Annotated in this window: 23 protein-coding genes and 2 pseudogenes; 20 read left to right on the forward strand and 5 right to left on the reverse strand. The window is 67.3% G+C overall.

What is annotated here, in order from left to right; translation table 11 throughout:
- Nucleotides 1-3 precede the first annotated feature (3 nt).
- The 7 genes from LRS09_RS17655 (at nt 4) to LRS09_RS17680 (ending at nt 8,643) form a co-directional block, all read left to right on the forward strand.
- Nucleotides 4-276, forward strand: coding sequence for a sarcosine oxidase subunit delta (locus LRS09_RS17655; protein WP_257808170.1), 273 nt, complete (start codon nt 4-6; stop codon nt 274-276).
- On the forward strand, nt 273-701 hold the full coding sequence (locus LRS09_RS30375) for a 2Fe-2S iron-sulfur cluster-binding protein (RefSeq protein ID WP_374684854.1): 429 nt from the start codon (nt 273-275) through the stop codon (nt 699-701). Before LRS09_RS17655 ends, LRS09_RS30375 begins: the two co-directional genes overlap by 4 nt.
- Nucleotides 659-3,232, forward strand: a complete 2,574-nt coding sequence (locus LRS09_RS17660; RefSeq protein WP_374684855.1) for a sarcosine oxidase subunit alpha family protein — start codon at nt 659-661, stop codon at nt 3,230-3,232. The genes LRS09_RS30375 and LRS09_RS17660 overlap by 43 nt, the downstream gene beginning before the upstream one ends.
- A complete protein-coding gene (locus LRS09_RS17665; protein WP_257808172.1) occupies nt 3,225-3,734 on the forward strand; it encodes a sarcosine oxidase subunit gamma in 510 nt (169 codons plus the stop codon). Before LRS09_RS17660 ends, LRS09_RS17665 begins: the two co-directional genes overlap by 8 nt.
- Nucleotides 3,735-3,748: 14 nt before the next feature.
- Complete coding sequence (locus tag LRS09_RS17670; protein WP_257808174.1) at nt 3,749-5,377, forward strand: NAD(P)/FAD-dependent oxidoreductase; 1,629 nt, start codon at nt 3,749-3,751, stop codon at nt 5,375-5,377.
- 11 nt (nt 5,378-5,388) lie between these two features.
- Nucleotides 5,389-6,555, forward strand: a complete 1,167-nt coding sequence (locus LRS09_RS17675) for an FAD-binding oxidoreductase (protein ID WP_257808176.1) — start codon at nt 5,389-5,391, stop codon at nt 6,553-6,555.
- Nucleotides 6,556-6,678: 123 nt separating this feature from the next.
- Entirely contained in the window at nt 6,679-8,643 is a 1,965-nt protein-coding gene (locus tag LRS09_RS17680; RefSeq protein WP_257808178.1) for a pyridoxamine 5'-phosphate oxidase family protein, read from the forward strand.
- Here the strand turns inward: LRS09_RS17680 and LRS09_RS17685 are convergent.
- Nucleotides 8,609-9,421 (reverse strand): helix-turn-helix domain-containing protein, encoded by an 813-nt coding sequence (locus tag LRS09_RS17685; RefSeq protein ID WP_257808180.1) that lies wholly within the window; start codon nt 9,419-9,421, stop codon nt 8,609-8,611. The two genes, LRS09_RS17680 and LRS09_RS17685, sit on opposite strands and share 35 nt — an antisense overlap.
- Nucleotides 9,422-9,790: 369 nt before the next feature.
- Between LRS09_RS17685 and LRS09_RS17690 the strand changes: the two genes are divergently transcribed.
- From LRS09_RS17690 to LRS09_RS17705, 4 genes and pseudogenes are all read left to right on the forward strand, one after another.
- Entirely contained in the window at nt 9,791-10,987 is a 1,197-nt protein-coding gene (locus tag LRS09_RS17690; protein ID WP_308240360.1) for a CoA transferase, read from the forward strand.
- Between the two features lie 74 nt (nt 10,988-11,061).
- Nucleotides 11,062-12,114: an ornithine cyclodeaminase gene (locus tag LRS09_RS17695; protein ID WP_257808182.1), complete on the forward strand. Its 1,053-nt coding sequence runs from the start codon at nt 11,062-11,064 to the stop codon at nt 12,112-12,114.
- 1 nt (nt 12,115) lies between these two features.
- Nucleotides 12,116-13,295: pseudogene (locus tag LRS09_RS17700) on the forward strand (amidohydrolase).
- A gap of 31 nt (nt 13,296-13,326) precedes the next feature.
- Complete coding sequence (locus LRS09_RS17705; protein ID WP_257808184.1) at nt 13,327-14,673, forward strand: FAD-binding oxidoreductase; 1,347 nt, start codon at nt 13,327-13,329, stop codon at nt 14,671-14,673.
- Between the two features lie 134 nt (nt 14,674-14,807).
- On the opposite strand, the gene LRS09_RS17710 is transcribed toward LRS09_RS17705, so the two are convergent.
- The gene (locus LRS09_RS17710) at nt 14,808-15,383 is read right to left on the reverse strand and encodes a glutamine amidotransferase (protein ID WP_257808186.1); all 576 of its coding nucleotides are present in this window, start codon (nt 15,381-15,383) and stop codon (nt 14,808-14,810) included.
- 28 nt (nt 15,384-15,411) lie between these two features.
- Complete coding sequence (locus LRS09_RS17715; RefSeq protein ID WP_257810234.1) at nt 15,412-16,200, reverse strand: alanine--glyoxylate aminotransferase family protein; 789 nt, start codon at nt 16,198-16,200, stop codon at nt 15,412-15,414.
- Here LRS09_RS17715 and LRS09_RS17720 point away from each other — a divergent pair.
- Nucleotides 16,199-16,744 carry a hypothetical protein gene (locus tag LRS09_RS17720; RefSeq protein ID WP_257808187.1) on the forward strand — a complete coding sequence of 182 codons (546 nt, stop codon included), beginning with the start codon at nt 16,199-16,201 and terminating at the stop codon, nt 16,742-16,744. The two genes, LRS09_RS17715 and LRS09_RS17720, sit on opposite strands and share 2 nt — an antisense overlap.
- Here the strand turns inward: LRS09_RS17720 and LRS09_RS17725 are convergent.
- Complete coding sequence (locus LRS09_RS17725) at nt 16,705-17,634, reverse strand: LysR substrate-binding domain-containing protein (protein ID WP_257808188.1); 930 nt, start codon at nt 17,632-17,634, stop codon at nt 16,705-16,707. The two genes, LRS09_RS17720 and LRS09_RS17725, sit on opposite strands and share 40 nt — an antisense overlap.
- A 236-nt stretch (nt 17,635-17,870) precedes the next feature.
- On the opposite strand from LRS09_RS17725, the gene LRS09_RS17730 reads away from it, so the two are divergent.
- Nucleotides 17,871-19,424, forward strand: coding sequence for an ABC transporter substrate-binding protein (locus tag LRS09_RS17730; RefSeq protein WP_257808189.1), 1,554 nt, complete (start codon nt 17,871-17,873; stop codon nt 19,422-19,424).
- 153 nt (nt 19,425-19,577) lie between these two features.
- Nucleotides 19,578-19,751: pseudogene (locus LRS09_RS17735) on the forward strand (ABC transporter permease); the annotation flags it as partial.
- 36 nt (nt 19,752-19,787) lie between these two features.
- On the opposite strand, the gene LRS09_RS17740 reads toward LRS09_RS17735, so the two are convergent.
- The gene (locus LRS09_RS17740) at nt 19,788-20,063 is read right to left on the reverse strand and encodes a hypothetical protein (protein WP_257810332.1); all 276 of its coding nucleotides are present in this window, start codon (nt 20,061-20,063) and stop codon (nt 19,788-19,790) included.
- Between the two features lie 115 nt (nt 20,064-20,178).
- On the opposite strand from LRS09_RS17740, the gene LRS09_RS17745 reads away from it, so the two are divergent.
- The 6 genes from LRS09_RS17745 to LRS09_RS17770 are packed head-to-tail and all read left to right on the forward strand — an operon-like array spanning nt 20,179 to nt 25,871.
- The gene (locus tag LRS09_RS17745) at nt 20,179-20,601 is read left to right on the forward strand and encodes an ABC transporter permease (RefSeq protein WP_257810236.1); all 423 of its coding nucleotides are present in this window, start codon (nt 20,179-20,181) and stop codon (nt 20,599-20,601) included.
- Nucleotides 20,601-21,488 (forward strand): ABC transporter permease, encoded by an 888-nt coding sequence (locus LRS09_RS17750; protein WP_257810237.1) that lies wholly within the window; start codon nt 20,601-20,603, stop codon nt 21,486-21,488. Before LRS09_RS17745 ends, LRS09_RS17750 begins: the two co-directional genes overlap by 1 nt.
- Complete coding sequence (locus LRS09_RS17755) at nt 21,485-22,330, forward strand: ABC transporter ATP-binding protein (protein WP_257808190.1); 846 nt, start codon at nt 21,485-21,487, stop codon at nt 22,328-22,330. The genes LRS09_RS17750 and LRS09_RS17755 overlap by 4 nt, the downstream gene beginning before the upstream one ends.
- The gene (locus LRS09_RS17760; protein ID WP_257808191.1) at nt 22,327-23,208 is read left to right on the forward strand and encodes an ATP-binding cassette domain-containing protein; all 882 of its coding nucleotides are present in this window, start codon (nt 22,327-22,329) and stop codon (nt 23,206-23,208) included. Before LRS09_RS17755 ends, LRS09_RS17760 begins: the two co-directional genes overlap by 4 nt.
- A gap of 13 nt (nt 23,209-23,221) precedes the next feature.
- Entirely contained in the window at nt 23,222-24,769 is a 1,548-nt protein-coding gene (locus LRS09_RS17765) for a hydantoinase/oxoprolinase family protein (RefSeq protein WP_257808192.1), read from the forward strand.
- On the forward strand, nt 24,759-25,871 hold the full coding sequence (locus LRS09_RS17770) for a DUF917 domain-containing protein (RefSeq protein ID WP_257808193.1): 1,113 nt from the start codon (nt 24,759-24,761) through the stop codon (nt 25,869-25,871). Before LRS09_RS17765 ends, LRS09_RS17770 begins: the two co-directional genes overlap by 11 nt.
- The last annotated feature ends 38 nt before the right edge of the window (nt 25,872-25,909 follow it).

Consider the following 25,909-nt stretch of genomic DNA (forward strand, 5'->3'; position numbering starts at 1 on the left):
TCCATGGCAAGTCTGGTTCCCTGTCCCCATTGCGGCGTTCGCCCGAAGGAAGAGTTCACGATCAAGGGCGCCGCGCTGCCGCGTCCGCAGGCCGGCGCGTCGCAGGCTGTCTGGTTCGACTATGTCTTCCTGCGCGACAATCCGCGCGGCCGTTATGACGAATACTGGCATCACAGCGCGGGCTGCCGGCGCTGGCTGGTGGTAACGCGCGACACTGCGAGCCATGAGATTTCCGCCTGCCGCGATGCGGCCGACAAGACGGCGGTGACGGCATGACCTCCTGGCGCCTGCCGACAGGCGGTCTCATCGACCGCTCGGTCTCCGTTCCCTTCACCTTCGACGGCCGCGGCTTCTCCGGCCATACCGGCGACACGCTTGCCTCCGCGCTGCTCGCCAACGGCCAGCGCCTCGTCGGCCGCAGCTTCAAGTATCACCGCCCGCGCGGCATCCTGACCGCCGGCGCCGCCGAACCGAACGCGCTGGTGACAGTCAGCAGCGGCGGCCGCATCGAGCCGAACACTCGCGCGACGATGCAGGAGCTCTATGCCGGCCTCGAAGCGACGAGCCAGAACCGCTGGCCCTCGCTCGGCTTCGATCTCGGCGCCGTCAACGGCGCATTTCGCCCTTCCTCGGCGCCGGCTTCTACTACAAGACCTTCATGTGGCCGGCGGCCTTCTGGGAGAAGCTCTACGAGCCGCTGATCCGTCGGGCGGCTGGCCTCGGTCGCGCGACCTACGAGGCCGATCCGGACAGTTACGAGAAATCCTGGGCGCATTGCGACCTGCTGGTCGTCGGATCCGGGCCGGCGGGCCTCGCCGCCGCGCTGACGGCCGCGCGCGCGGGCCTACGGATCGTCCTGGCGGATGAGCATGCCGAGCTTGGCGGCGCGCTGCTCTCCGAAACAGCGACCGTCGACGGCATGCAGGCTCCCGAGTTCGCGGCGCGCTGCGTCGAGGAACTGCGCAGCCTGCCGAACGTACAGGTTCTGTCGCGCACGACCGTCATCGGCTGGTACGACAGCAACGTCTTCGGCGCGGTGGAGCGCGTGCAGAAGCATGTCGCGGCTCCAGCCGCCAACCGCCCCGTCGAACGCTTCTGGCGCATCGCCGCAAAGCGCGCGATCCTCGCGACCGGCGCCGAGGAGCGGCCGCTGCTGTTCGGCGGCAACGACATCCCGGGCGTGATGCAGGCGAGCGCGATGCGGACCTATCTCAACCGTTTCGGCGTCGCGCCGGGCCGCAAGGCAGCGATCTTCACCACCAATGACAGCGGCTATGCGCTGGCCCGCGATCTCGACCGCGCCGGTGTGGCCCTTGCGGTGATCGTCGACAGCCGGCCGCGCTCGGACGTTGCTTATGATGGACCCGCGCGGGTCATCCGTGGCGCATATGTGACGGAGGCGAAGGGCGGCAGGTCGCTGTCGTCCATCACGGTCGCCGCATCCGTCAGGGTGGAGACGATCGCCGTCGACGCGCTGGCCATGGCCGGCGGCTTCAGCCCGATCATCCACCTGGCGCTGCATCGTGGAGGCAGACCGGTCTGGTCCGACGAACAGTCTGCTTTCCTCGCGCCGCAGGATCTTTCGGGCCTGACTCTGGCCGGCTCAGCCGCGGGTGCCGCGAGTATCGCGGAGTGCGTCTTGCAGGGCTCGGCCCGGGCGATGTCTGTTGCCGAGGAGCTTGGCGGACGGGCTGCGCCGATCGAGGTCTCCGTGACGGGCGATGTCTCGGCACGCCCTGAGCGGCCTCTCTGGTCGATCCCCGGCGTGCGGGGAAAAGCCTTCGTCGACTTCCAGAACGACGTGCACGCCGGCGACCTGAAGCTCGCCGCGCAGGAGGGGTTCGGCCATGTCGAGCTTGCCAAGCGCTACACGACCAACGGCATGGCGACGGACCAGGGCAAGCTCTCGAACGTCAACGCCATCGGCCTGCTTGCCGAGGCGCGCGGCATCTCGCCGGCCGAGGTTGGAACGACGACATTCCGGCCGTTCTACACGCCGGTCTCCTTCGGCGCTCTCACCGGCGCGTCGACCGGCAAGCACTTCCAGCCGGTCCGCAAGTCGCCGCTGCACGGCTGGGCCGAGAAGAATGGCGCAGTCTTCGTCGAGACCGGCCTGTGGTACCGCTCCTCCTGGTTCCCGCGTCCGGGCGAGACAGGCTGGCGCCAGAGCGTCGACCGCGAGGTCCTGAACGTGCGGGCGAATGCCGGCCTCTGCGACGTCTCGATGCTCGGCAAGATCGAGATCACCGGCAGCGACGCCACGGCCTTCATCGACCGCGTCTACTCCAACGGATTCCAGAAGCTGCCCGTCGGCAAGGCGCGCTACGGGCTGATGCTTCGCGAGGACGGGATGATCTACGACGACGGCACCACCAGCCGCCTCGCCGAGAACCGCTACTTCATGACCACGACGACTGCCTACGCCGCCGGCGTCATGGACCATCTGGAATTCTGCGCCCAGGCGCTCTGGCCCGAGCTCGATGTGAGGCTGGCCTCCGTCACGGACCAGTGGGCACAGATGTCGCTCGCCGGGCCGAAATCGCGCCTGATCCTGGAGGAGATCGTCGACGACGACATCTGCGACGAAAAAGTCGGTCTGCTAGCCGCGCGCGAGGTGTCGCTGTTCGGGGGGCGCCTGCGGGGTATGCTGTTCCGTATCTCCTTCTCCGGCGAGCGCGCTTACGAACTCGCCGTCCCCGCCGGCTATGGCGAGAGCGTCGCCGATGCCCTGATGAGGATCGGCGAGAGGCACGGCATCTGCGCCTACGGCGTCGAGGCGCTGGGCGTATTGCGTCTCGAAAAGGGCTTCGTCACCCATGCCGAGATCAACGGCACCGTGGTTCCCGCCGACCTCGGCCTTGGCAAGATGGTGTCGGCCACCAAGCCCGACTTCATCGGCAAGGCCATGCTGGCGCGCGAGGGCCTGTCCGATCCGGACCGGCCGCGCCTGACGGGCGTCGTCCCGATCGACCCCTCGCAGTCCTTCCTGCCGGGGTCGCACATCCTGTCGAAGGGGGCTGCCGTTACGCTGGAGAACGACCAGGGCTACGTCACCTCGGCCGGATGGTCGCCACATGTCGGGTCGACCATCGGCCTGGCTTTGGTGATCCGCGGGCCCGAGCGGCACGGCGAGGAGGTCGTGGTCTGGAACGGCCTGCGCAACGAGACGATCCGTGGGAAGCTCTGCGATCCCGTCTTCCTCGATCCGGCGAACGAGCGGCTGCATGTCTGACATAGAACTGATTCACCGCCCCGTGCTGGCTTCCGCGAAGCCGCTCGGCTCCGGCCGCGTAAGGCTGACGCCGCTGCCGGAAGGCACCGTCCTGCAGGTGTTCGGCCCGGCCGCGAGGGGCGCGTCGCTCGCCGAGATCGCTGCACGGGCCGGACTGTCGCTGCGTCCGAACGGTCCGGGCCAGTGGTATCTCGTCGGCGACGCGCAGGCCCGGCTGGAGCTCCCTGACGGCTTCTCGGTCGTGGACCAGAGTCACGGCCGTGTCCGCATGGCTGTCGAGGGCGACGCTGTGGAGCAGGCTCTCGCCAAGGGCACGGGCATTGACCTATCCCGGTTCGAGGTCGGCCACGCCACGAGCACGCTTGTCGGCCATGTCGGAGCCCATCTCACCCGCACGGCCGCCGACCGCTTCGAGCTCATGCCGCTGCGCAGCTTCGCCGAGAGCCTGTGGCATGACCTGGAGAGAATGGCCGCGGAATATGTCGTAACGTCGGAAAGATGATCCAGAGGCGCGCAATGGCCAAGACAGCACAGATCGACAGGAAATCCACGGCCGGCAAGAACCTTCATGTCGAGGAGCGCATCCCGCTTCTGGTGATCGGCGCCGGTCCAGCCGGCCTCGCCGCCGCCATCGAGGCGGCCCGGCGCGGCCTCTCCGTGGTCGTCGTCGACGAGAATCCGGTGTCCTTCAAGACCATGGGCGAGGAGGTCCCGCTACACTACGGGCAAGGCATGTCGGGTGCCGCGCGCAATCGCAACGCCATGATGGAGGCGTTCGTCGCTTCCGAGCCGTTGATCGAGGCCGCGTTCGAGGCGGGTGTCGACGTGCGGCTCAGCACCGCCTGCTGGGGTCTTTACGGGAACGGGTCGAGCGTACAGTGGCTGCCCGGCACTGTCGCCGGCCTGACCGACGAGGAACGCGGCTGGATGATCGGCGCCGACCATGTGGTGGTCGCGGCCGGCCGCCGCGACATGGGGCTCGGCTTCCCCGGCTGGGAAAAGCCCGGCGTGATGGGCGCGACCGCGGCGGTATCGCTCGCGAAGCAGGGTGCGTTGGCCGCGCGCAGCGTTGTAATGCTCGGAACCTCGACAGAGGCCCTGATGGCCGCGCTGGCGCTGCGCGCTGCCGGTGTAGAGGTCGCCGCCTTGGTCGAGCAGGCTGCCGAACCTGTCGGCGCGGCCGACTTGGTCGAGGCGCTGCGCGCGGAGGGCTGCGAATTCCTCAACGGTCATGTCGTGCGCGAGGCGCTCGGTCGCGACGGCGTCGAGGCCGTTCTCGTCTCGGCCCTCGACGCCGCCGGCCGCCCGGCCGGCGAAGAGCGCCGCATCGCTTGCGACGGGGTCGTGCTCGGGGTCGGCGTCACGCCGGTGGTCGACCTGCTGGACGCGCTCGGATGCCGGATCGTCTTCCAGCCGGAACGCGGCGGCTATGCGCCGGTGGTCGACACCGACCAGCGCACCAGCGTGCGCAACGTCTTTGCCGTCGGCGATTGCGCGGGCATATGGCCGGCCAAGTCGCGCGACAGGAGCATCGCCGAGGCGGAGGGCAGGCGCGCCGCCGCGGCGATCCTGTTCGATCTCGGCCTGGGCGACGGCGGCTCGGAGCCTGAGGGCGTACAACCGGAACAGCCGGCCTACGATCTGTCGGCCTACCGGCTTGCCTGGGTGCGGGCCTCGATCATCGAGGCGCGCGGCGAGTTCCACGTCTGCCAGTGCGAGGACGTCACGGCGCGCGAGATCCTGGAGGTCCGCCCGCCGCGCTATCTCGACTGGCAGGCCGAGCGGCGCAACGATCGCTCGCTCTCGGCGCTCTTGGGCGAGGGGCCTCCCAATCCCGACCAGGTCAAGCGCCTGACCCGCGCCGGCATGGGCCCGTGCCAGGGGCGACGGTGTCGCGAGCAGGTCGCGGCACTCCTGGCTTTGGAGGCCGCCGCGCCGCTCTCGGCAATCCCGCTCGCCTCGCATCGCGCGCCGGTCCGGCCCCTGTCCCTCGCCATCGCCAGCCAGATCCCCGAATCGCCGCAGGAGCGCGAGAACTGGGAAGTCTGGTTCGGCATCCATGCGCAGTGGCGGCCGTTCTGGGACGTGCCGCCGCTCTACACGGTCGCGGACAACGACGCGACCGGACCGGTGGCAAGCGAATGAGCGAGGCGTCGATGAGCGATCTGAAAGGTGCATCCGTCGTCGTCGTCGGCGGCGGCGTGACGGGATTGAGCACCGGCTGGTGGCTGGCGCAGAGCGGCGTCGATGTGCTGGTCATCGAAAAGGGCATGATCGGATGGGAGGCGTCGGGCCGCAATGGCGGCGGCTGCACGCACTTCCAGTCGCCGCTCTTCCTGGAGGAGCAGCGTCTATGGCCGCAGATGGACGAGCTGCTCGGCTATCCGACGGAGTTCTCGCACAACCGCATCCGTCTCGCCGCGAGCGACGATCAGATGGCGCTGTTCGACCGCGCCGTCGCCACCGCCGAGCGCATGGGCTTCAGGTCCGAGCGCCTCGATCCGAAGCAGGTGCGCGACCTCGTGCCGCTTGCGGGCGACAACATCATCGGCGGCCACCTCTACCACTTCGGCGGCCACGCCAATCCTCATCGCACCGTCCAGGCCTATGCCTGGGCGATGCAGGACCATGGTGGCCGGCTGATCCAGCACTGTGCCGTCACCGGCTTCCGCACCGAGGGCGGCCGGGTCACCGGCGTCGAGACCGAGCGCGGCGTGTTCGGCTGCGACCAACTGGTGATTGCGGCCGGCCCGCAGACCGGCCGCTTCTCGGCGATGCTCGGCCAGGAAGTGCCGATGGCGAGCGCGCGGGCCGAGATGATCGTCACCGAGCCGCTGCCGCTGATGGCCTATGGTGGCGTCGACGGCAACGGCCTCTACGGCCGCCAGACCCTGCGCGGCAATCTCGCCTATGGCGGTGGGCCGCACGAATGGCTGGAGCTTCCGGAGGACGGCGCGCCGGCGAAGCCTTCTACGCCATTGATGGGGCATATCGGCCGGCGCCTGCTCGAAATGCTGCCGAAGGCCGCGCACGCCCGGATCATTAGGTCATGGGCAGGAGTGATCGAGAACACGCCGGACGGTAGGCCGGTGATCGACCGGCTGTCCTCGCATCCAAATGTCGTGGTCGCCACCCTTTCCAGCGTCGGCTTCGGCCTGTCGCCGGCAAGCGGGCGGGCGATCCGCGACCTCGTCGTCGACGGCGCCTGCAGCTTCGCGGACATCTCGACCTTCCGGCTGGCGCGCTTTGCGAAGCTGGAGCCCGACTGGCGCGAACTCCAGGGCTGGCAGGCGTTGCACGCGGAGGCGGCCAGGGCGCAGTAGAGGCTTGATCGGGCGGCGCGCGCCGCATTCGCGACGATCTCTGCCGCATCCGCGCTCATCTTTGCGCCCCGGTCGGAACTGCCTGGATCTAAAATCGGCGACCGATCCCCAAGGATGTCCCGAATGGATGCAGACGCCCGACTGTTCATCGAGAACTCGACGCTTCTCTTCATCGCCTCCCGCAATGCGGAAGGGGCTATGGACGTCTCGCCCCGGGGTGGGCAGCCCTGCGTCATGCGGGTGGGCGACGATGGGAAGCTGCGGTTGCCCGACTACACCGGCAACCGCCGGCTCGATACGATCGGTAATCTCCTGAACGATCCGCTTGTTGCGCTGATCGTGCTCAACCGCGGCAGCGACCGGTATCTGCGCATCGTCGCCACCGCCGAAGTGTCGTTCCGGGCCGAGGATCTGGCGTGGTTTCCCGCCGACGAGAATCCGCCGATCAGCGTCATGGTTCTGGCGCCTGCCTCGGTCGAGTTCGTCGACACGGGGGCTTTCGCGCGCGCCGATTTCTGGCTCGATCCGGAGCTGCGCAGGAAGCCACCGCTCGACCTCGCCTCCGTCATCGGCGGCGACAAGCTGGCCCAGGCTGCCGCGGGCTTCGCGCCGGTGCTGAAGAACGAGGCAGAAGAACGCGTGCTGGCGCAGTCGGGCGTGCGCGACGTGTATGGCACGCCGAGCGACGGCGTGCGGAAAAAGGTCTGCGACGTCGCCGGCCCCGGCGGACTCGATTTCATCGATGAAGCGAGCTTCGTCGTTGTGGCGCATGAGGACGAGAATGGCGGGATCGCCATCGACCTAACGGCAGAGGCGCCGCTGTCGGTCATCCCTTTCGACAACCGCCATGCCTACCGTCTGCGGCTGTCCCCCGACATCAGGACGGGCGAGGAAGGCGAATGCGCGCTCCTGACCGTGGCGCCGGGCCGCAACGAACTGCTTCGCGTCAACGGACGGTTCGAGGCAGAGACACGCGCGGTGAAGATCGTGCCGCGCGAGGTGTTCTTCCACTGCTCCGCCGCGTTCTCCCGCTCCCGGGTCTGGCAGCGCGACAGGCGCACCTACTGGTCCGGCAAGCGCCGCTTCGTCTGCGTCGAGCGGGTGTGCGAAAGCCCGGAGGTCTCGTCCTTCGTCCTGACGCCCGTGGACAACGCGCCGATCGGCCCGGTCGAGCCGGGCCAGCACGTCCCCGTCTCCCTCCCCGGCGAGACGGGCGCCGCGCGGCAAAGAAGCTATTCCGTCTCCCGCTGGCCGGATGGGCGGAGCCTGCGCATCTCGGTGCGCCGCATCGGCGCCGGAGGCATGTCCGACCTGTTGCACGAGAAGGTCCGGCCGGGCTCAGAGCTGCTCGTCGGCGTCCCGGTCGGCCGGTTCGTACTGTCGAGCCCGCCCGGTCGTCCTGTCGTCCTGGTGAGTGCCGGCGTCGGAATCACGCCGCTTCTCCCCATGCTCGATCAGCTGGCGCGGGAGGACAGCGGCCGCGACGTGTGGTTCATCCATGCCGCCCGTGACGGCGCGCATCACCTGTTCGCAAGCGAGGCGCGCAGCATCGCCGCAGGCGCGAAGAACCGCGGCATCCGCCTGGTGTCGTGCTACTCCCGCCCGCGCAGGGAAGATCGATCCGATCTCGTCGGCCGTATCGATGCGGCCGCCATCGCCAACCTGCTGCCCGTCGACGCCGCCGATTTCTACATCTGCGGCCCCGAGGCCTTCATGTCGTCGCTTCGCGACGGGCTCGTCGCCCGTGGCACCGCGGCGGAGAACATCCGGTTCGAGGCGTTTACGGCCGCGGATGGCGGCCTGCTTGACCTTTCGGGCAGGCAGGTTGTCGCCGACAGCAAGGTCACGTTCGCGAAATCGGGCAGGACCGCGACCTGGACGCCGGGCGAGGGCTCGCTGCTCGACCTCGCGCTCAGCAACAGGGTCGAGGTGGACTATTCATGCCGGATGGGCGACTGCCAGTCCTGCGTCCAGCGCGTCACCAGCGGGGTCGTCGATTATCCCGCCGGCGAACTGCCGCTGCTGCCGTACAATCATATCCTGCTCTGCCAGGCTATTCCGCGTGGCGATCTGGTGCTCGACTGCTGATTCGTTCGCCGCGATAGGACGTCGGTGCGACACCGGCGACCCTCCGGAACATCGCCGCGAACGCGCTCGGGCTATCGTAGCCGGAGCGCCACGCGACTTCCTGGACCGAGTGGCGCGCTTCGAGCAGAGGAATGGCTGCGCGCACCCGGCAGTTCTCCCGCCACTCGGAAAAACTCATTCCGGTCTCGTCCTGGAAGCCGCGCTCCAGCACGCGCCGGCTCGCTCCCGTCACTCTCGCCCATTCCGCCAGCGTCCGCCGGTCGCCGGGATTCTCCTCGAGCGCATGGCAGATGCGGAGCAGCCGCCGGTCGGCGGGCATCGGCAGCCGATGTCGTTGGTCGCGTCCATGCTTCAGCTCGCTCAGGATCAGGGAAGCCAGATGCGGATAGGTGGCCGGGTCGCCCTCGCCGGCATAGAGATCGACCACCCGCAGCATCAGTTCGCCGAGAAACGGCGAGACGCGCAGCACGCTTATGTCGCGCGGCAGGTCCGAGGCGAGGTCGGGTCGGACATAGATCGAATGATAGAGCGGCGCCTGGGTGGACGACACGCCGTGTTCGACCCAGCCCGGCAGCCACGCCGCGTCGCCCGGTCTCAGCAGGATCTGCCCCGAACGGACGCGAATGGCGGCCGGCGACGTGACGGAGCGAATCAACTGCGCCCGCGGATGGCTGTGCATCTCCCCGTGAGTGGCGCCATCATACCGCAACTTCTGTCCGAAGACGGGCTCGGAACAGACCTGCAGTGCGTCGAAGCTGCGGTTCGGAAGAAATGACATGCTCGGCGACGATGACATTGGGTCCTCGGCGTTCACACCTGGCTGTGCTGTGGGCATTCGGGCGATCCGGCACGAGAGGCTGGACGGGCTCGAACGGCAGTCGCAGGATAAGCGAGCCAGAACGGCGACGCCACCCCGCCATTCCATAAGTCCTGCCTATCAATCTAGCTGGAAACTGCGAATTGAAGCAATGTGTCGGCATGACATAATAGCCGCCTAGGACTTGGTTTGGCGGCAGGACACATCACTCCGGACGACGTCGGACGGGAGCGGCTTCTTTTGGCTGGCACCTTCTAGCGACAGGAAGAAGCTGCCCAAGCCCGCAGCGCGACGTCGACACAGGGGGGCGAGATAGGACCGCTTTCAGGCATAAAGGTCGTCGACCTCACCTCGGTTCTGATGGGACCGTATGCGACCCAGTATATGGGCGATTTCGGCGCCGAGGTGATCAAGATCGAGCCTCCGGCCGGCGACCTGATGCGCAATGTCGGACCGGCGCGCTCGGCGTCGATGGGGCCGCTGTTTCTCAACGCGAACCGCTCCAAGCGCTCGGTCGTGCTGAACCTCAAGACCCCTGAGGGACGCGAGCTTCTGCTGGACCTGTGCCGAGACGCGGACGTCATGGTCTACAATGTGCGGCCCGCCGCGATGAAGCGCCTCGGCCTGTCATGGGAAGAGGTCCGGGCCGTCAATCCGCGTCTGATCTATGCCGGGCTCTACGGCTATGGCCAGCAGGGCCGCTATGCGGCGCGTCCGGCCTATGACGACCTGATCCAGGGCGGCGCGACGCTGTCGCATCTCTTCATGCTTTCGGGCTCGGAGGAACCACGCTACGTGCCGGCCGCTATCGCCGACCGGGTCGTCGGGCTGACGGCGCTGGGCGCCATCCTCGCCGCGATCATCGAGCGCAACCGCTCCGGCGTCGGCCAGCGCGTCGACGTGCCGATGTTCGAGACCATGGTCTCCTTCGTCCTGAGCGACCATCTCGGCGGGTTGTCCTTTGATCCGCCGCTGGACCATGGCGGCTATGCCCGCCAGCTCGCCCGCGACCGCCGCCCGCTGCCGACGGCGGACGGCCATGTCTGCGCGCTGGTCTACACCGACGAGCATTGGCGGCGCTTCCTCAAGGCGGTAGGCCAGGACGGTCTGATGGAGACCGATTCTCGCTTCGCCAGCTTCGCTGCGCGCAACCAGAACGTCACCTTCGTCTACGGCTGGCTGGCGGAGATTTTCCGCACCCGAACCTCCGGCGAGTGGATCGATCTCCTCGACGAGGCCGACGTCCCGGTGATGGCGATGCACACTTTCGAGACCATCCTGCGCGATCCGCATCTGGCGGATGTCGGTTTCTTCGCCGCGGTCGAGCATCCGAGCGAGGGCAGGACCATCGTCATGGCCAATCCGGTGCAGATGTCGGCGACACCGGTCGAGATCGCCCGCTTTGCGCCGAGGCTGGGCGAGCATACGGTCGAGGTGCTGCGGGAGCTCGGCGTGGCGCCGGACCGGATCGCGAATCTGCTCGACCGCGGTATCGTTGCCGAGCCGGCCGCTGCGACTGTCGATTGACTGGGCGGGCTGATCAGCGACGATACGAGACCAACCGCTCGGGCTTGCCCCGACCTAGAAACGGGAGAACGAAGATGCCTCTCAGTCCGCCGGGCCCGCTCAGCCTTGTTCCGTTCGTCAGCGTCCAGCACATGATGCAGCTGGTCGTCGAGTCAGGCGTCGAGCGTATGCTGTCCGACCTCGCCACCTATATCGAACAGGACTTCCGCCGCTGGGAGCAGTTCGACAAGACACCGCGCATCGCCTCGCATTCCAGCGCCGGCGTGATCGAGCTGATGCCGACCAGCGACGGGGTCACCTACGCGTTCAAATACGTCAACGGCCACCCGAAGAACATGCGCAGCGGGCGGCAGACCGTCACCGCCTTCGGCGTCCTGGCCGATGTCGACACCGGCTATCCGCTGCTGCTGACGGAGATGACGCTGCTGACGGCGCTGCGCACCGCGGCGACCTCGGCCGTCGCGGCGAAATACCTTGCGCCCGCCAACAGCCGCGTCATGGCGGTCATCGGCAATGGCGCACAGTGCGAATTCCAGGCGCTGGCCTTCAGGGCGATCTGCGGCATCGACACCGTGCGCCTCTACGACATCGACAGCCGGGCGACGGCGAAGGCGGTCCAGAACCTGATCGGAAGCGGGCTGACGGTCGTTCCCTGCACGAGCGCCGAGCAGGCGGTCGAGGGCGCGCAGGTCATCACCACCTGCACCGCCGACAAGCAATATGCGACGATCCTGTCCGACAACATGGTGGGCACGGGCGTCCACCTGAATGCCATCGGCGGGGACTGCCCCGGCAAGACGGAGCTGCATCGCGACATCCTGCTGCGGTCGGAGATCTTCGTCGAATATCCTCCCCAGACCCGCATCGAGGGCGAGATCCAGCAGCTGGCGCCGGAGCATCCCGTGACCGAGCTCTGGCAGGTCATCACCGGTGCTGCGGCCGGCCGCGCCGACCCGCGCCAGGTGACGCTGTTCGACAGCGTCGGCTTCGCGATCGAGGATTTCTCCGCCCTGCGCTATGTCCACGACCGGATCAAGGGAACCGCGCTCTACACGCCGCTGGACCTGCTCGCAGACCCGGACGAACCCCGTGATCTCTATGGAATGCTCCTGAGAGCCGCCGCCTGACATGACCAATCGACTGTCCTTCCCCCAGCCGACCGAAGACGACATTCGCGAGCTGACTGCCTTCCGCCACGAGCTTCACCGCGCGCCGGAGCTGTCCGGCGAGGAGAAGGAGACCGCGCGTCGCGTCTGCGAGATGCTGGCGCCGACCAAGCCAGACAAGGTCCTGACGGGACTGGGTGGCCACGGCGTCGCGGCGGTCTACGACAGCGGCAAGCCGGGGCCGACCATCCTGTTCCGCTCCGAGCTGGATGCGCTGCCAATCCAGGAGCTCGGCAAGGTCGAGTGCCCGTTCTCAGGTGCCCGGCAAGGCGCATCTGTGCGGCCATGACGGCCACTCGACGATCCTGCTGGGCTTTGGCCGCATCCTGTCGCGAGCGCGCCCGACCAGCGGCCGGGTGGTCCTGATGTTCCAGCCGGCCGAGGAGAACGGCGCGGGGGCCGTCGCCGTGGTCAAGGACCCGCGCTACGCCGAGATCAAGCCCGACTGGGCGTTCTCGCTGCACAATGCGCCGGAGGTGGAGTTCGGTTTCGCCAAGCTGGGCGTCGGCCCGGCGAACTGCGCCTCGCGCGGCATCCGCATCAAGCTGACCGGCAGCACCGCGCATGCTTCGCGGCCTACCGACGGCCGCTCGCCGATGCTGGCGATCTCCGAACTGATGCCGGCATTGCAGGCCTGCGGCAGCGGCAAGCCGCTGGGACCGGGCTTCTCGATGGTCACGGTCACGCATGCCTCGATGGGCGCAGAGTCCTTCGGCGTCGCACCGGGCGAGGCGAAGATCATGGCGACGCTGCGCACGGTCTACGACGACGACATGGAAGACCTCGTCGCGCGGGCGGAGGGGCTGGTCCGCGACGCGGCGCAGCGCCACGGCCTGTCTTGCGCATGGGAGTATGACGACGTTTTCGCTGCCTCGATCAACGAGGCGGAAGCGACGGCCATCCTCTCCGATGGCATGGAGCGGGCGGGAATCGGCCGGCACGACCAGACCGTGCCGTCGGTCGGCTCCGAGGATTTCGGCCAGTTCGGGCTCAGCGGCGCCAAGGCCGCGATGCTCTTCCTCGGCTCCGGTCCGGACTGGCCGCGCGTCCACACGCCGGAATACGACTTCCGCGACGAGCTGATTCCGGTTGGTATCCGCATCTTCTCGGAGACGCTGGCGACGTGCCTGGGAAACAGCTGAGTCGAGGCCGCGCGGGCAGGATCGAAGCGCTTTGACGAAATTCCCCTTCACGGAGGCCGACCCGGTCCAGTTCGGCGGCCCGCTGCCGGATGCGTCGGATGTCGTCGTCATCGGCGGCGGCATCATCGGCGTGACGACGGCGCTGTTCCTGGCGCGGAAGAACATCTCGGTCACCCTTCTCGAAAAGGGCCGCGTCGCCGCCGAGCAGTCGTCGCGCAACTGGGGTTGGATCAGGCAGCAGGGCCGCGATCCGGACGAGCTGCCGGTCATGATCGAGGCGCGGCGCCTCTGGCTGCAACTGGCCGAGGAATGCGGCGAGGACATCGGCCTGAAGCAGGCCGGCATCACCTATCTCGCGCGCACCGATCGCGAGGTGGCCGCGTTTACGGAGTTCGTGCGCCTTGCGAGGACGCACGGCCTCGACACACGCCTCCTCGACACAGACGAGGCCGCGAGCCTGATTCCCTCCATGTCGCGTCGCTACAAGGGCGGCATGACGACGCCGTCCGATATGCGGGCCGAGCCCTGGGTCGCGGTGCCGGCGCTCGCCCGATTGGCTGCCCGGGAAGGCGTCACGATCGTCGAGAACTGCGCGGCCCGCATGCTGGACCGTTCCGCCGGGCGGATCAGCGGCGTCTGGACCGAGAAGGGCCGCATCGCCACCTCCAGCGTGCTGGTCGCCGGCGGCGCGTGGACCTCGCTCTTCCTGCGCGCCCACGGCGTCTCGATCCCACAGCTCAGCGTCAGGGCGACCGTCGCCGCGACCGAAGCGATGCCCGAGATCCACGCCGGCGCCGCTACCGACGAGCACATCGCCTTCCGGCGGCGGCAGGACGGCGGCTATACGCTGGCGGCAGGCGGCGCGAGCCAGCTCTACGTCGGGCCGGACGCCTTCCGCCACGCGACGAAATATCTTCCGGCCCTGCGGACCAATCCGCTCGGCACACGCTACTGGCCCGCCGCGCCGAGCGGTTATCCCGACGCCTGGACGACGCCGCGCATGTGGGACGCCGATCGCGAAAGCCCGTTCGAGCGGATGCGCATCCTCGATCCCAAGCCTGAAGCCGCGGCGCTGCGCGCCATGACGCGGGGATTCCGGGAGCTGTTCCCCCAGCTCGGCGAGGTGCGGCTCAAGACGAGCTGGGCCGGCATGATCGATGCGATGCCGGACGTAGTGCCCGTCGTCGACCGCGTCGCGGCGATTCCCGGCCTCGCCGTCGCTGCCGGCATGAGCGGCCATGGCTTCGGCATAGGTCCCGGCTTCGGCCGTGTCTTGTCCGACCTGATCCGGGGCAACGCGACCGGGCATGACCTGTCCCGCTTCCGCCTGTCGCGGTTCAGCGACGGCAGTCCGATCCGGCTCGGGCCTGCCTTGTAGTCAGGCCAATCCGCCCAGCCATTCCGTGAGAAGCGCCGACGCCGCGGCGGCCAGCGCGCGGCCATGTTGCGCGGCATCGCCCCGCAGCCGGTTGATGTCGATCCTTGCCCCTGCGAGTTCGGCCGCATGCCCGATCAGCCATTGTTCGATGCGCGAGGCATCGGCTTCGGGATGGAACTGGACCGCCAGCAGGGTGCTGCCGCGCGAAAAGGCCTGGTTCGGACAGACAGATGTCGAGGCAAGGTGTGTACAACCGTCCGGAATCTCGAATGCGTCGCCATGCCAGTGCAGTACTGTACGCCGTCGAGATGGCGCAGCGGACTTCTCAGGCCGTCTGCCGATAGGGTGAGGGGCGAGAAGCCGATTTCCTTGACCCCCGTCGGCGCCACCTGCGCGCCCATCGTGGCCGCGATCTGCTGCCCGCCGAGGCAGACGCCGAGCAGCGGCCGGCCCGACGCCAGGCGGCGGGCGATCAGGTCGCGTTCCACGGCAAGGAAGGGATAGATGTCCATTTCGTAGACGCCGACCGGCGCGCCAAGCACGACCAGCAGATCCGGCGCGAGCGGGTCGAGCGCGGCAAGGTCGTCGATGCCCACGTCGCAATAGCGGATGCCGTAGCCCGCTTCGGCGAGTACCGGCCCGAACGTGCCGAGATCCTCGAAATGGACGTGCCGTATCGCGACGGCCGTCTTGCGCGCGGGATCTGTCATTGTCCGTGTCCTGTGATCGAGTTGGCTCTCAGGCAAGTGCCGCGGCTGCGCGATCCAACGCGCCGGAGCCGTGCGGGATGCCGAGCGCCGCCATGCCGGCTTCCAGCGCGCCGAGCACGCCGAGCGTCATGTGGGTGTTGACATGTCCCATATGGGCGATGCGCATGAAGCCGTCGCCGGCGGGATCGCCGTCGGGGGCCATGCCCAGCCCGATGCCCAGCGTCACGCCGGCGTTGGCCTGCACCCACTTCCTCAGATCGGTCGCGAATGGGGTTGCAAACTTCGCCGTGGTGACGGCGTGCGAGCGGTTCGATGGATTGGCGATGTTCAGCCCGATGCCCGATTTCCTGCCGTCACCGTCGCCCCAGGCGTCGAAGGCGGCCCACACGGCTCCCGCCAGCCGCTGGTGGCGACGCCACGCGGCCTCGATCCCTTCCTCGCGAACCAGTATGTCCAGCGATGCGCGCAAGCCGAACAGGTGGTGCGTCGGCGCGGTGCCGCCGAAGAGGTGGTAGAATTGGCTTGGGTCGATCCGCAGCGTCCAGTCCCAATAGGGCGTGCGCCAGCGCGAATTAGCGCCGGCCTTTTTCGCCTTGTCGGTCATCCACACGAAGCCGAGGCCGGGCGGCGTCATCATGCCCTTCTGGCTGGCGCAGACCATCACGTCGACGCCCCACAGGTCCATCTCGAACACATCGCAGCCGAGCGAGGCGATGCAGTCGACCGCGAGCAGGGCAGGGTGGCCGGCCCTGTCGATCGCCGCGCGCACCGCCGCGACGTCGTTGCGCACGGATGTGGTCGTGTCGACATGCGACATGAGCACGACCTTGATCTTCCCCCCCGGTATCCGCCTCGAGCGCGGCGGCGACCCTGTCGGGATCGACCGGCGCCTGCTTGCCGAAGTCCAGCCGCTGGACGGTGACGCCGAGCGCCTCCACCGACAACGCCCAGCCCTCGCCGAACCGGCCGGTCACCAGCGCGAGCGCATGGTCGCCAGGGCTGAACATGTTGGTGTTCGCGGCCTCCCATGCGCCATGTCCGTTGGCAATGTAGATCGCGACGTGATGTCTGGTGCGCGCAAGCCGCTTCAGGTCGTCGTAGATGCCCGGAACGATCTCGTGGAGCTCGCCCGAATAGATGTCCGGCGAGGCGCGATGCATCGCGTTGAGCACGCGGTCGGGCACGACGGAAGGTCCGGGGATGGCGAGGTAGTGGCGTCCAGTCGCGGTCATTCAAGATATCCGAATTGCGCACGTTGCGGGTATCGCGGCGTTCTCGGCGAGGTCAAGCGTGCAGATCGACGCTTGATCGACTCCGGCCGTCATGCGGCCGAAGGCCCGCTCGGATGCGCGTTGCGGTAGGTGGTGCAGTAGCGCAGGAAGCTCTTTGCCGGCTGGGACGGCTCCGACCTCCGGAACGCCACCGAAAGGTCGGCATAGATGGGCTTGTCCGACAGCGGGCGGTAGCAGACGCCGGGGAGGTCGAGGCAGCCGCACGAGCGCGGCACGAGCGCGACGCCCAGGCCGATCGCCACCATCGAGACGATGGTGACGAAATGCGCCGCCTGCGGCCCCATGCGCGGCACGAAGCCGGCGGCCAGGCAGGCGTCGGTCGTGTGCTTGTGGAAGCTGACATTCGGCGGGTGCCTCGGCGTGATGAAGACCTCGTCGCGCAGCTTGGCGAGCGGAACCGCGTCGAGCTTCGCCAACGGATGGCGGCTCGGCAGCGCAAGCGACAGTTCCTCGCGGACGAGCAGCGAGCTGCCGATGCCGAGCGGCAGCTCGATGGGCGGCCGGATGAAGCCGATGTCGAGCTTGCCGGCGGCGATCTCGCGCAGCTGGTGCTCCATCTCCTGTTCCGAGAGCTCGATCTCCACGTCGGGAAAATCGTCGCGGAACGCGGCGAGGATCGAGACCAGCACGCCGGTATAGGTCGCCGAGCCGACATAGCCGATCGCGAGGCGACCGATCTCGCCGCGGCCGGCGCGCCGGGCCGCCACGAGAGCGGTGTCGGCATGAGCGAGCGTCTGGCGCGCCTCTTCAAGAAAATGCTCTCCCGCACTGGTGAGTCGGACCGACCGTTGCGTCCGGTTGAACAGCCGCGCGCCGACGATCTCCTCGAGCGACTTGATCTGCTGGCTGAGATTCGGCTGTGCGATCCCCAGCCGTTCCGCCGCGCGGCCGAAGTTCAGGTCCTCCGCGACGGCCAGAAAGTAGCGCATGTGCCGCAGTTCGATGAGATGCCGGGACATCTGTCGTCCGGCTCTGGATGGCATGGAGTCTACCGGCATTCGAGGCTTCCACGATAAGCTGGGAGTATAAAAACCAACGTTATCGCATATTGGACCTATCCTTCGATAGCTTCCAGTATCAACCTCTGGGAAACCCGCGAAGTCAGAGAGCTTCCGGACCGTCAGCTTGATGGCGCGCGACCAGTCGTGAGCCAGGACGCGGCAAGAAATGCCGGACAAAAAAAGGGGACACTGCAATGAGAACACGCAAATTTCTGGCGTCCGCCGCGATGGCAGCGCTCATGTTCGGCGTCTCTTCCGCATGGGCGCAGAATGTCGTGACGATGGCCACCGGCCAGATCTTCCGCAGCATCGACCCGGCCAAGGTCACCGACTACACCGACTATATGGGCGTCGTGAACCTCTATGACGGGCTCACCAGCGTCGAGCCGGACGGCTCGATCGTCCCCGAGTTGGCCGAAAGCTGGGAAGTGTCGCCCGACGCGAAGGAAGTGACCTACAAGATCCGCGCCGACGCCAAGTTCTCCGACGGCTCGCCGGTCGAGGCGAGCGACGTCGTCTACTCGGTCGAGCGGTTGCTGAAGATCAACCAGGGTCCCGCTACGATGCTGGCCGGCGTGCTCTCGCCCGGCTCCGTGACGGCGGTCGACGCCAAGACGGTGAAGTTCACCCTGGCCAAGAACTTCGCCCCGTTCCTTGCCGTGGTGCCCGCGATCTTCATCCTCAACGAGGAGGCGGTGAAGCCGCATCTCGGCGAGGACGACGGCCAGGCCTGGCTCGCGACCAATGCCGCCGGCGCCGGACCATTCACGCTGAAGCTCTTCGACCGCGGCACGGCGATGACGGTGGTGCGCAACAAGGACTACTACAAGGGCTTCCCCGAGAACCCGATCGACGAGGTCCGCTGGGTGGTGCAGGCCGATGAATCGAGTGTGCGCTCGATGGCCGCATCGGGCGAGCTGACCATGACCGGCCCGTTCCAGTCGCCGGACACGTACCAGGCGCTCGAAGGCATGGGCTACAAGGTCGAGAGTCACCAGACCACCTCGACGCTGTACCTCAAGCTGAACAGCAAGGTCGCGCCGACCGACGACGTGCATATCCGCAGGGCGATCGCGCTCGCCACCGACTATGCGACGATCCGCGAGGTCATCTTCCCCGGCAACAAGCTGACGACGCCGCTGCCCGACACGTTCAAGCAGTTCCACGCCGACGATATCCCGGAGCCGAAGTTCGATCTTGAGGCGGCCAAGGCGGAAGTCGCGAAGTCGAAATATGCCGGCCAGCCGATCCCGATCACGCTCGGCTATCTCACCGGCATCAAATACCAGGAGGAGATCAGCCTTCTGATGCAGTCCAATCTCGAGCAGATCGGCTTCACCGTGAAGCAGGAGGTCAATCCCTGGAACCGCGTCACGGAACTTGCGACCAAGGTCGAGACGACGCCGGCGGCGAGCCAGATATTCTTCAGCGCCACCTATCCGTCGCCGGACTCGATGTTCTTCTCCCAGTATCATTCAAGCGCTAATGGCACATGGGCCTCAATGGAATGGATCGCCGATCCCGAGGTCGACCGTCTGATCGAGGAGGCCCGCGGCACCGGCGATACGGCCAAGCAGGTCGAGCTCTACAAGGAACTGCAGCACAAGCTGGTCGATATGCAGTCGGATGTCTTCCTGCTGACGCAGGTCTCCAAGCATGCGCTGAACAAGTGCCTGCACGGACTGTCCATCATCCCGATGCGCTCGTTCGGCTACGACTTCAGCCGCTACAGCTGGAAATGTGACTGATCGCTCTCGCCGATCTCAGTCTCCTCCCGCGCGGACGTGGAGGGGACCCGCTGTGGTATCGTCCCGGCTGGAATTGAGGTCTGATCTTTGTCCGGCGGCCGCGGGCGAGGCCGCGGCCGTCGCCGAGACTGTCAGATAGGCTGGACGCCACGGATGGAATTCCTCAGCTTTCTTGTACGACGCGTTCTCTGGTCGCTTCTCGTTCTCCTGGGATTGTCGATCGTCATCTTTGCGATCGCCCGGGGCATACCCGGCGATCCGGCGCGCATTTCGCTCGGACCGTCGGCGACGGTGGAACAGGTGGCGGATCTGCGCAACCGGCTCGGCCTCGACCGGCCCCTGATCGAGCAATACGGCCTATTTTTAGGCGGCCTCGTGCAGGGCGATCTCGGCCGTTCGCTGCTGACCGAGCGCCCCGTCGCCTCCGACATACGCGATACGTTCGCGGCGACCTTCGAATTGGTCCTCGTCACCATCACCGTCGCGCTTCTCGGCGGCGTGCCGATGGGCGTGGCGGCCGCGACGTGGCGAAACCGCTGGCCGGACCATGTCGTACAGTTCGTCTCGATCTTCTCGGCGGTCACGCCGACTTTCCTCAAGGCGCTGCTGCTGCAGATCCTGGCCGGCTATGTGCTGCATGTTCTTCCGACAACCGGGCGGCTGTCGCCCGGCATCGATTTCTCAGCCGACCTCACGGGAATGATGCTGTTCGATTCCCTCGCTGCGCGGCCGGCCGGACGTGTTCCTGGACGGGTTGCGCCATCTCCTTCTGCCGGTGATCGCGCTCTCGCTTGCGTCGATGGGACAGATCGCGCGGATCACGCGGGCATCGATGATCGACGTCTCGGGCCAAGACTATATCGAGGCGAACCGCGCCTTTGGCGTGCCCGAACATGTGCGGGTGTTCAAATATACGCTGCGGCCAAGCTTCGTGCCGCCGCTGACCATCCTCGGCCTGCAATTCTCGGCGCTCATCGGCAATGCCTTCGTCGTCGAGCTGATCTTCGCCTGGCCGGGCATGGCCGCCTACGGCATTCGGGCAATCCTGCAGAAGGACCTGAACGCGGTGATGGGCGTGGTCATGGTCTCCGGCGTGTTCTTCGTCATCGTCAACCTCGTCATCGACATCCTGGTCGGGTTCGTCGATCCGAGGGTGCGCATCAGGGGGCGCCGCTGATGTCGGATCTCACCCAAGCCATGGAGGAGCCGCAGCGCCTCTCCAACGCCTACCAGAACTGGTACCGCTTCTCCCGCAATCCGAGCGCCGTCATCGGTGCGGCGATCGTCATCTTCTGCATCCTCGCGGCAATCTTCGCGCCGCTGATCACGCCCTATCCGGAGCATGTCGGCGCGGTGGTCAACTTCCGCGCCCGACACCTGCCGCCGTCGGCCGAATACTGGTTCGGCACCGACAATGTCGGCCGCGACATCTTCACCCGTGTCGTCTTCGGCATGCGCATCTCGCTGCTGCTCGCGCTCGTCGTGCTCGGCACGGCGGTGCCGGTCGGCACCGTGCTCGGCCTGCTCGCCGGCTATTACGGCGGCTGGGTCGAGATCGTCATCATGCGCTTCACGGACATCGCACTGGCGATTCCGGGCCTTGTCATGGTGATGGCCGTTGCGGCGGTCCTGTCGCCTGACCTGCTGACTTCGATGATCGCGATCGCTGCGCTGTGGTGGACCTGGCATACGCGCCTGATCTATTCGATCACGCGGCAGATCCGCATCCAGGACTATATCGAGGCGGCCGAGACGCTCGGCGCGAGCAAGTTCCACATCCTTTTTCGCGAGATCCTGCCGAACTGCGTCTCCGCACTCGCGGTCAAGACCTCGCTCGACTGCGGCTTCGTCATCCTGATCGGCGCGTCGCTGTCCTTCCTCGGCCTCGGCATCCAGCCGCCGACGCCCGATCTCGGCACGATGGTGGCCTCGGGCGCAGCCTTCCTGCCCAGCTACTGGTGGGAATCGATCCTGCCCGGCTGCGCGATCCTGTTCCTCTCGCTCGGCTTCAACCTGCTCGGCGACGGCCTGCGCGACATGTTCGACGTGGAGGACGTGCGATGAGCGAGGCCCTTCTCAGCGTCCGCGACCTCTGTGTCGAGTTCACCACCTACAACCAGACCAGCAAGGTGCTGAAAGGCGTCAGCCTCGATATCCCGGCGCATTCGCAGATCGCGCTGGTCGGCGAGAGCGGGTCGGGAAAGTCGGTCACGATGAAGGCGATCATGGGCCTGCTGCGCCAGCCGCCGGCGAGGATCACCAAGGGCCAGATCTTCTACGACGGGCGCGACCTGCTGACGATGCCGGACCGCGACCGCATCGCGCTGCGCGGCACGGCGATGTCGATGATCTTCCAGGATCCGATGACGTCGCTCAACCCGGTCTTCACCATCGGCGACCAGATGGGCACGATCCTGAAATATGCCGACCGCCGGCTCGGCCGCGGCCGCAACGGGCGCGAGCGCAAGGCAAGGGTGCTGGAGGTGCTTGGCCAGGTCCGGATGCGCGATCCCGAGCGCGTCTTCCAGTCCTATCCGATCATGCTGTCCGGCGGTATGCGCCAGCGCGTGCTGATCGCGATGGCGCTGTTGAGCGAGCCGAAGCTTTTGATCGCCGACGAGCCGGGCACGGCGCTCGACGTCACCACGCAGGCGCAGATCCTGAAGCTCCTGAAGGACCTCGTGGTCGAGCGTGGCCTCGCCCTCCTGATGATCACCCACAATCTCGGCGTCGTGCGCGAGACGTGCAGCTATGTCTACGTCATGAACAAGGGCGTCGTGGTGGAGCACAGCTCGACGACCGACCTCTTCGCAGCACCGCGGGAAGACTACACGAAGGCCCTGATCGGCGCCGTGCCGCGCCTCACCGGCGGCACACGCTACGGCAGCGCGGAGGCCGCGACATGAGCCGGCCGATGCTCGAAATCGTCGATCTGTGCAAGACCTTCCCGGTCCGCTCCGCCCTCGGCCGGGTGACGGGCGAGGTCAAGGCGGTCAGCCATGTCTCGTTCTCGATCGAACGCGGCAAGGTCTACGGGCTCGCCGGCGAAAGCGGCTCCGGCAAGTCCACCATCGCGCGCATGATCATGGGTCTGACGCCCCCGACCAGCGGCGACATCCTGCTCGACGGCGAGAACATCACGACCGGCAGCGGTGCGCCGGACCACAAGCGCAAGGTGCAGATGGTGTTCCAGAACCCCGGCTCCTCGCTCAACCCGCGCCGCAGCGTCGCCCAGTCGATTGGCGTGCCGCTCCACGCTAATGGTTTTCCCCGTGCCGATCGCGCACGGCGCATCACCGAGTTGCTCGACATGGTGCAACTGCCGGCCAACTATGCCGAGCGCTATCCGCACGAACTGTCAGGCGGGCAGAAGCAGCGCGTGGCGATCGCGCGCGCGCTCGCCGTCGCGCCGAAGCTGCTCGTCCTCGACGAGCCGACATCCGCGCTGGACGTGTCTGTGCAGGCCAAGGTGATCGACCTGCTGGTCGACCTCGGGCGCCAGCTCGACCTGACCTTCCTCTTCATCTCGCACGATCTCAGCCTGATGCGGAATTTTGCCGAGGAGGTGGGCGTGCTCTATCTCGGCAGCCTTGTGGAGACCGGCGCGACCTCCGCCGTGTTCGAGAACCCGCAGCACGACTATACGAGGCTGCTCCTGGCGTCCGTTCCGGTCGTCTCGGCCGAGGAGGAGGCCATGCGGCCCAAGATCCCGCTGATCGACGGCGAGATCCCCACCGCCGAACAGCTGCTTGCGCTCAGGCAGGCGGGGCGAATTCAAGAGTGACAAAGGAAATGACATGATCAGGATCGGTATCGATGTCGGCGGTACCAATACGGACGCCGTCGCGATGGATTCGTCCGGCGTGATCGCGGGCATCAAGGCGTCCACCACGGCGGACGTGATGACGGGCGTCGTCAACGCGCTGCGCGCGATCCTGGACGCCTCGAAGCTCGAGGCAGATGCGATCGATGCGGTGATGATCGGCACCACGCATTTCACCAACGCCGTCGTGCAGCGCCGAGACCTGGCGCAGACGGCCGCCGTGCGGCTCGGACTGCCGGCAACGGCGTCGCTGCCGCCGATGGTCGACTGGCCGGACGACCTGAAGGCCGCCATCGGCAACAATGCCTGGCTGGCTCATGGCGGCAACGAGTTCGACGGCCGCCCGGTCTCAGACTTGGACGAGGCGGAGCTGCTCGGCATCGCGGCCGAGATCGCCCGGCGCGGCATCCGCTCGATCGCGATCACCTCCGTCTTTTCGCCGGTGAGCGCGGAGATGGAGAGGCGGGCCGCCGAGATCTTCGAGAAGGCGATCCCCGGCGTTTACGTCACGCTGTCGAGCGAGATCGGGCGCATCGGCCTCCTGGAGCGCGAGAACGCGGCGATCATGAACGCCTGCCTGCGCGAACTGTCCACGCATGTCATCGAGGCATTCCGGGCTGCCATCTCGCAGACCGGCATCAAGGGCCGTTTCTACCTGACGCAGAACGACGGCACGCTGATGGACGCCGCCTTCGCGGAGAAGTTCCCGGTGCTGACCTTCGCATCGGGGCCGACCAACTCGATGCGGGGCGCGGCCTTCCTGTCGGGCGTCAAGGAGGCGATCGTCGTCGACATCGGCGGCACGACGTCGGACGTTGGATCGCTGCACAAGGGCTTTCCACGCCAGGCAACGACGGCGGTCGAGGTCGGCGGCGTGCGGACGAATTTCCGCATGCCGGACGTGTTCTCGATCGGTCTCGGCGGCGGCTCGCGCGTTGTAGAGACCGCGAACGGCATCGAGGTCGGCCCGACTTCGGTCGGCTATAAACTCCTCCAGGACGCGCTGATCTTCGGTGGCTCGACGCTCACCACGTCGGACATCGCGGTCGCCTCGGGCAGCGCCGACCTGGGCGACCGGGCCAAGGTCGCGCATCTCAAGCCGGAGTTCATCGGCAAGGTGCGTGAGAAGATGCAGCAGATGCTGGAAGGCTGCGTCGAACGCTCCCGCCTCTCCGACACGCCGCTGCCGGTGATCGTGGTCGGCGGCGGGTCCATACTGGTCGACGGGCGTATCGGCGAGCTCGGTGTGATCAAGCCCAACCACTACGCGGTTGCCAATGCCGTGGGTGCCGCGATCGCGCAGGTCTCGGGCGAGGTCGACCGCGTCTACGTCCTGTCGCAGACCACGCGCGACCAGGCGCTGGACGATGCGAAGGCGCAGGCGGTGGATGCCGCGGTGGCCGCTGGCGCGGCCCGCGAGACGATCGAAATCGTGGATGTCGAGGACGTGCCGCTGGCTTACCTGCCGGGCAACGCCACCCGCATCCGTATCAAGGCAGTAGGTGAACTCCATGTCGACTAAGGGCTACACACTCACCGAGCGCGACCTCGTCCCCCTCTCGATCGGCGCGGCCTTCCTCGGCACGGGCGGCGGCGGCAATCCCTATCTCGGCATGCTGCGCACCCGCGAGGTGATCCGCAGCGGCGGCGTCGCGCGCATCGTACCTCTGGACGCGCTTCCGGACGAGGCATGGGTCGGCGCGGTGGGTGGTATCGGCGCGCCGGTGATCGGCTTCGAGAAGATCGCCGAGGGCGGCGAGTGCTATCGCGCCATGCGCGCCGTCGAGAATGCTACCGGCAAGACGATGTCCGCGCTGATTCCAGTGGAGATCGGTGGCGCCAACGCCATGGCGCCGATCATCGCGGCAATGATGGCCGGCCTGCCGGTGATCGACGGCGACGGCATGGGCCGCGCTTTCCCCGAGGGGCAGATGACGACGTTTTCGATCTATTCGGATGGGCGACGTGACGGACCGGCGGCGCTCGCCGACGACAAGGGCAACGTTGTCGTTCTCCAGCACGCGATCAACGCCGTGTGGAGCGAGCGCATCATGCGCACCGTCACCGTCGCGATGGGCGCCGGCGCCGGCGCCGCCGGCGCGCCAATGTCGATGGAGTTCGTGCGCCGCGCCGCGATCCCGAACACCATCACCCAGGCGATCGAGATCGGCCAGACCGTTGTCGACGCGCGCGCTAAGCGCCAGAACGTCGTCGAGCGCGTGGTGGAGGCGACGGGCGGCACGCTGTTCTTCGCGGGCAAGGTCACCGATATCCGCCGTGAACTCACCGGGGGCTTCTCGCGCGGCCAGGCGGTTATTGCCGGCATCGATCAGTGGGCGGGCGCCGAGGGCCGGATCGCGATCCAGAACGAGAACCTCGTGCTGTGGATCGACGGCAAACCGGTCATCACCGTGCCCGACCTGATCATCAATATTGAGCTCGATACCGGCGAGCCGCTGACCACCGAAGTGCTGCGCTATGGCCAGCGCATCGCCGTCATCGGGCTTCCCGCCCACGATCTCCTGAAGACGCCGGAGGCGCTGGACGTGATAGGCCCGAAGGCGTTCGGCTATCCCGAGCTCACATTCAGTCCGCTGGCGTTCAAGCGGGCCGCCGCGGCCTGAACGATCGCGAAGCCCGGTGGCGGAAACACGCAGCGGAC

The organism is Mesorhizobium sp. J428 (assembly GCF_024699925.1).
In the GTDB taxonomy this organism is placed as follows: Bacteria; Pseudomonadota; Alphaproteobacteria; order Rhizobiales; family Rhizobiaceae; genus Mesorhizobium_A.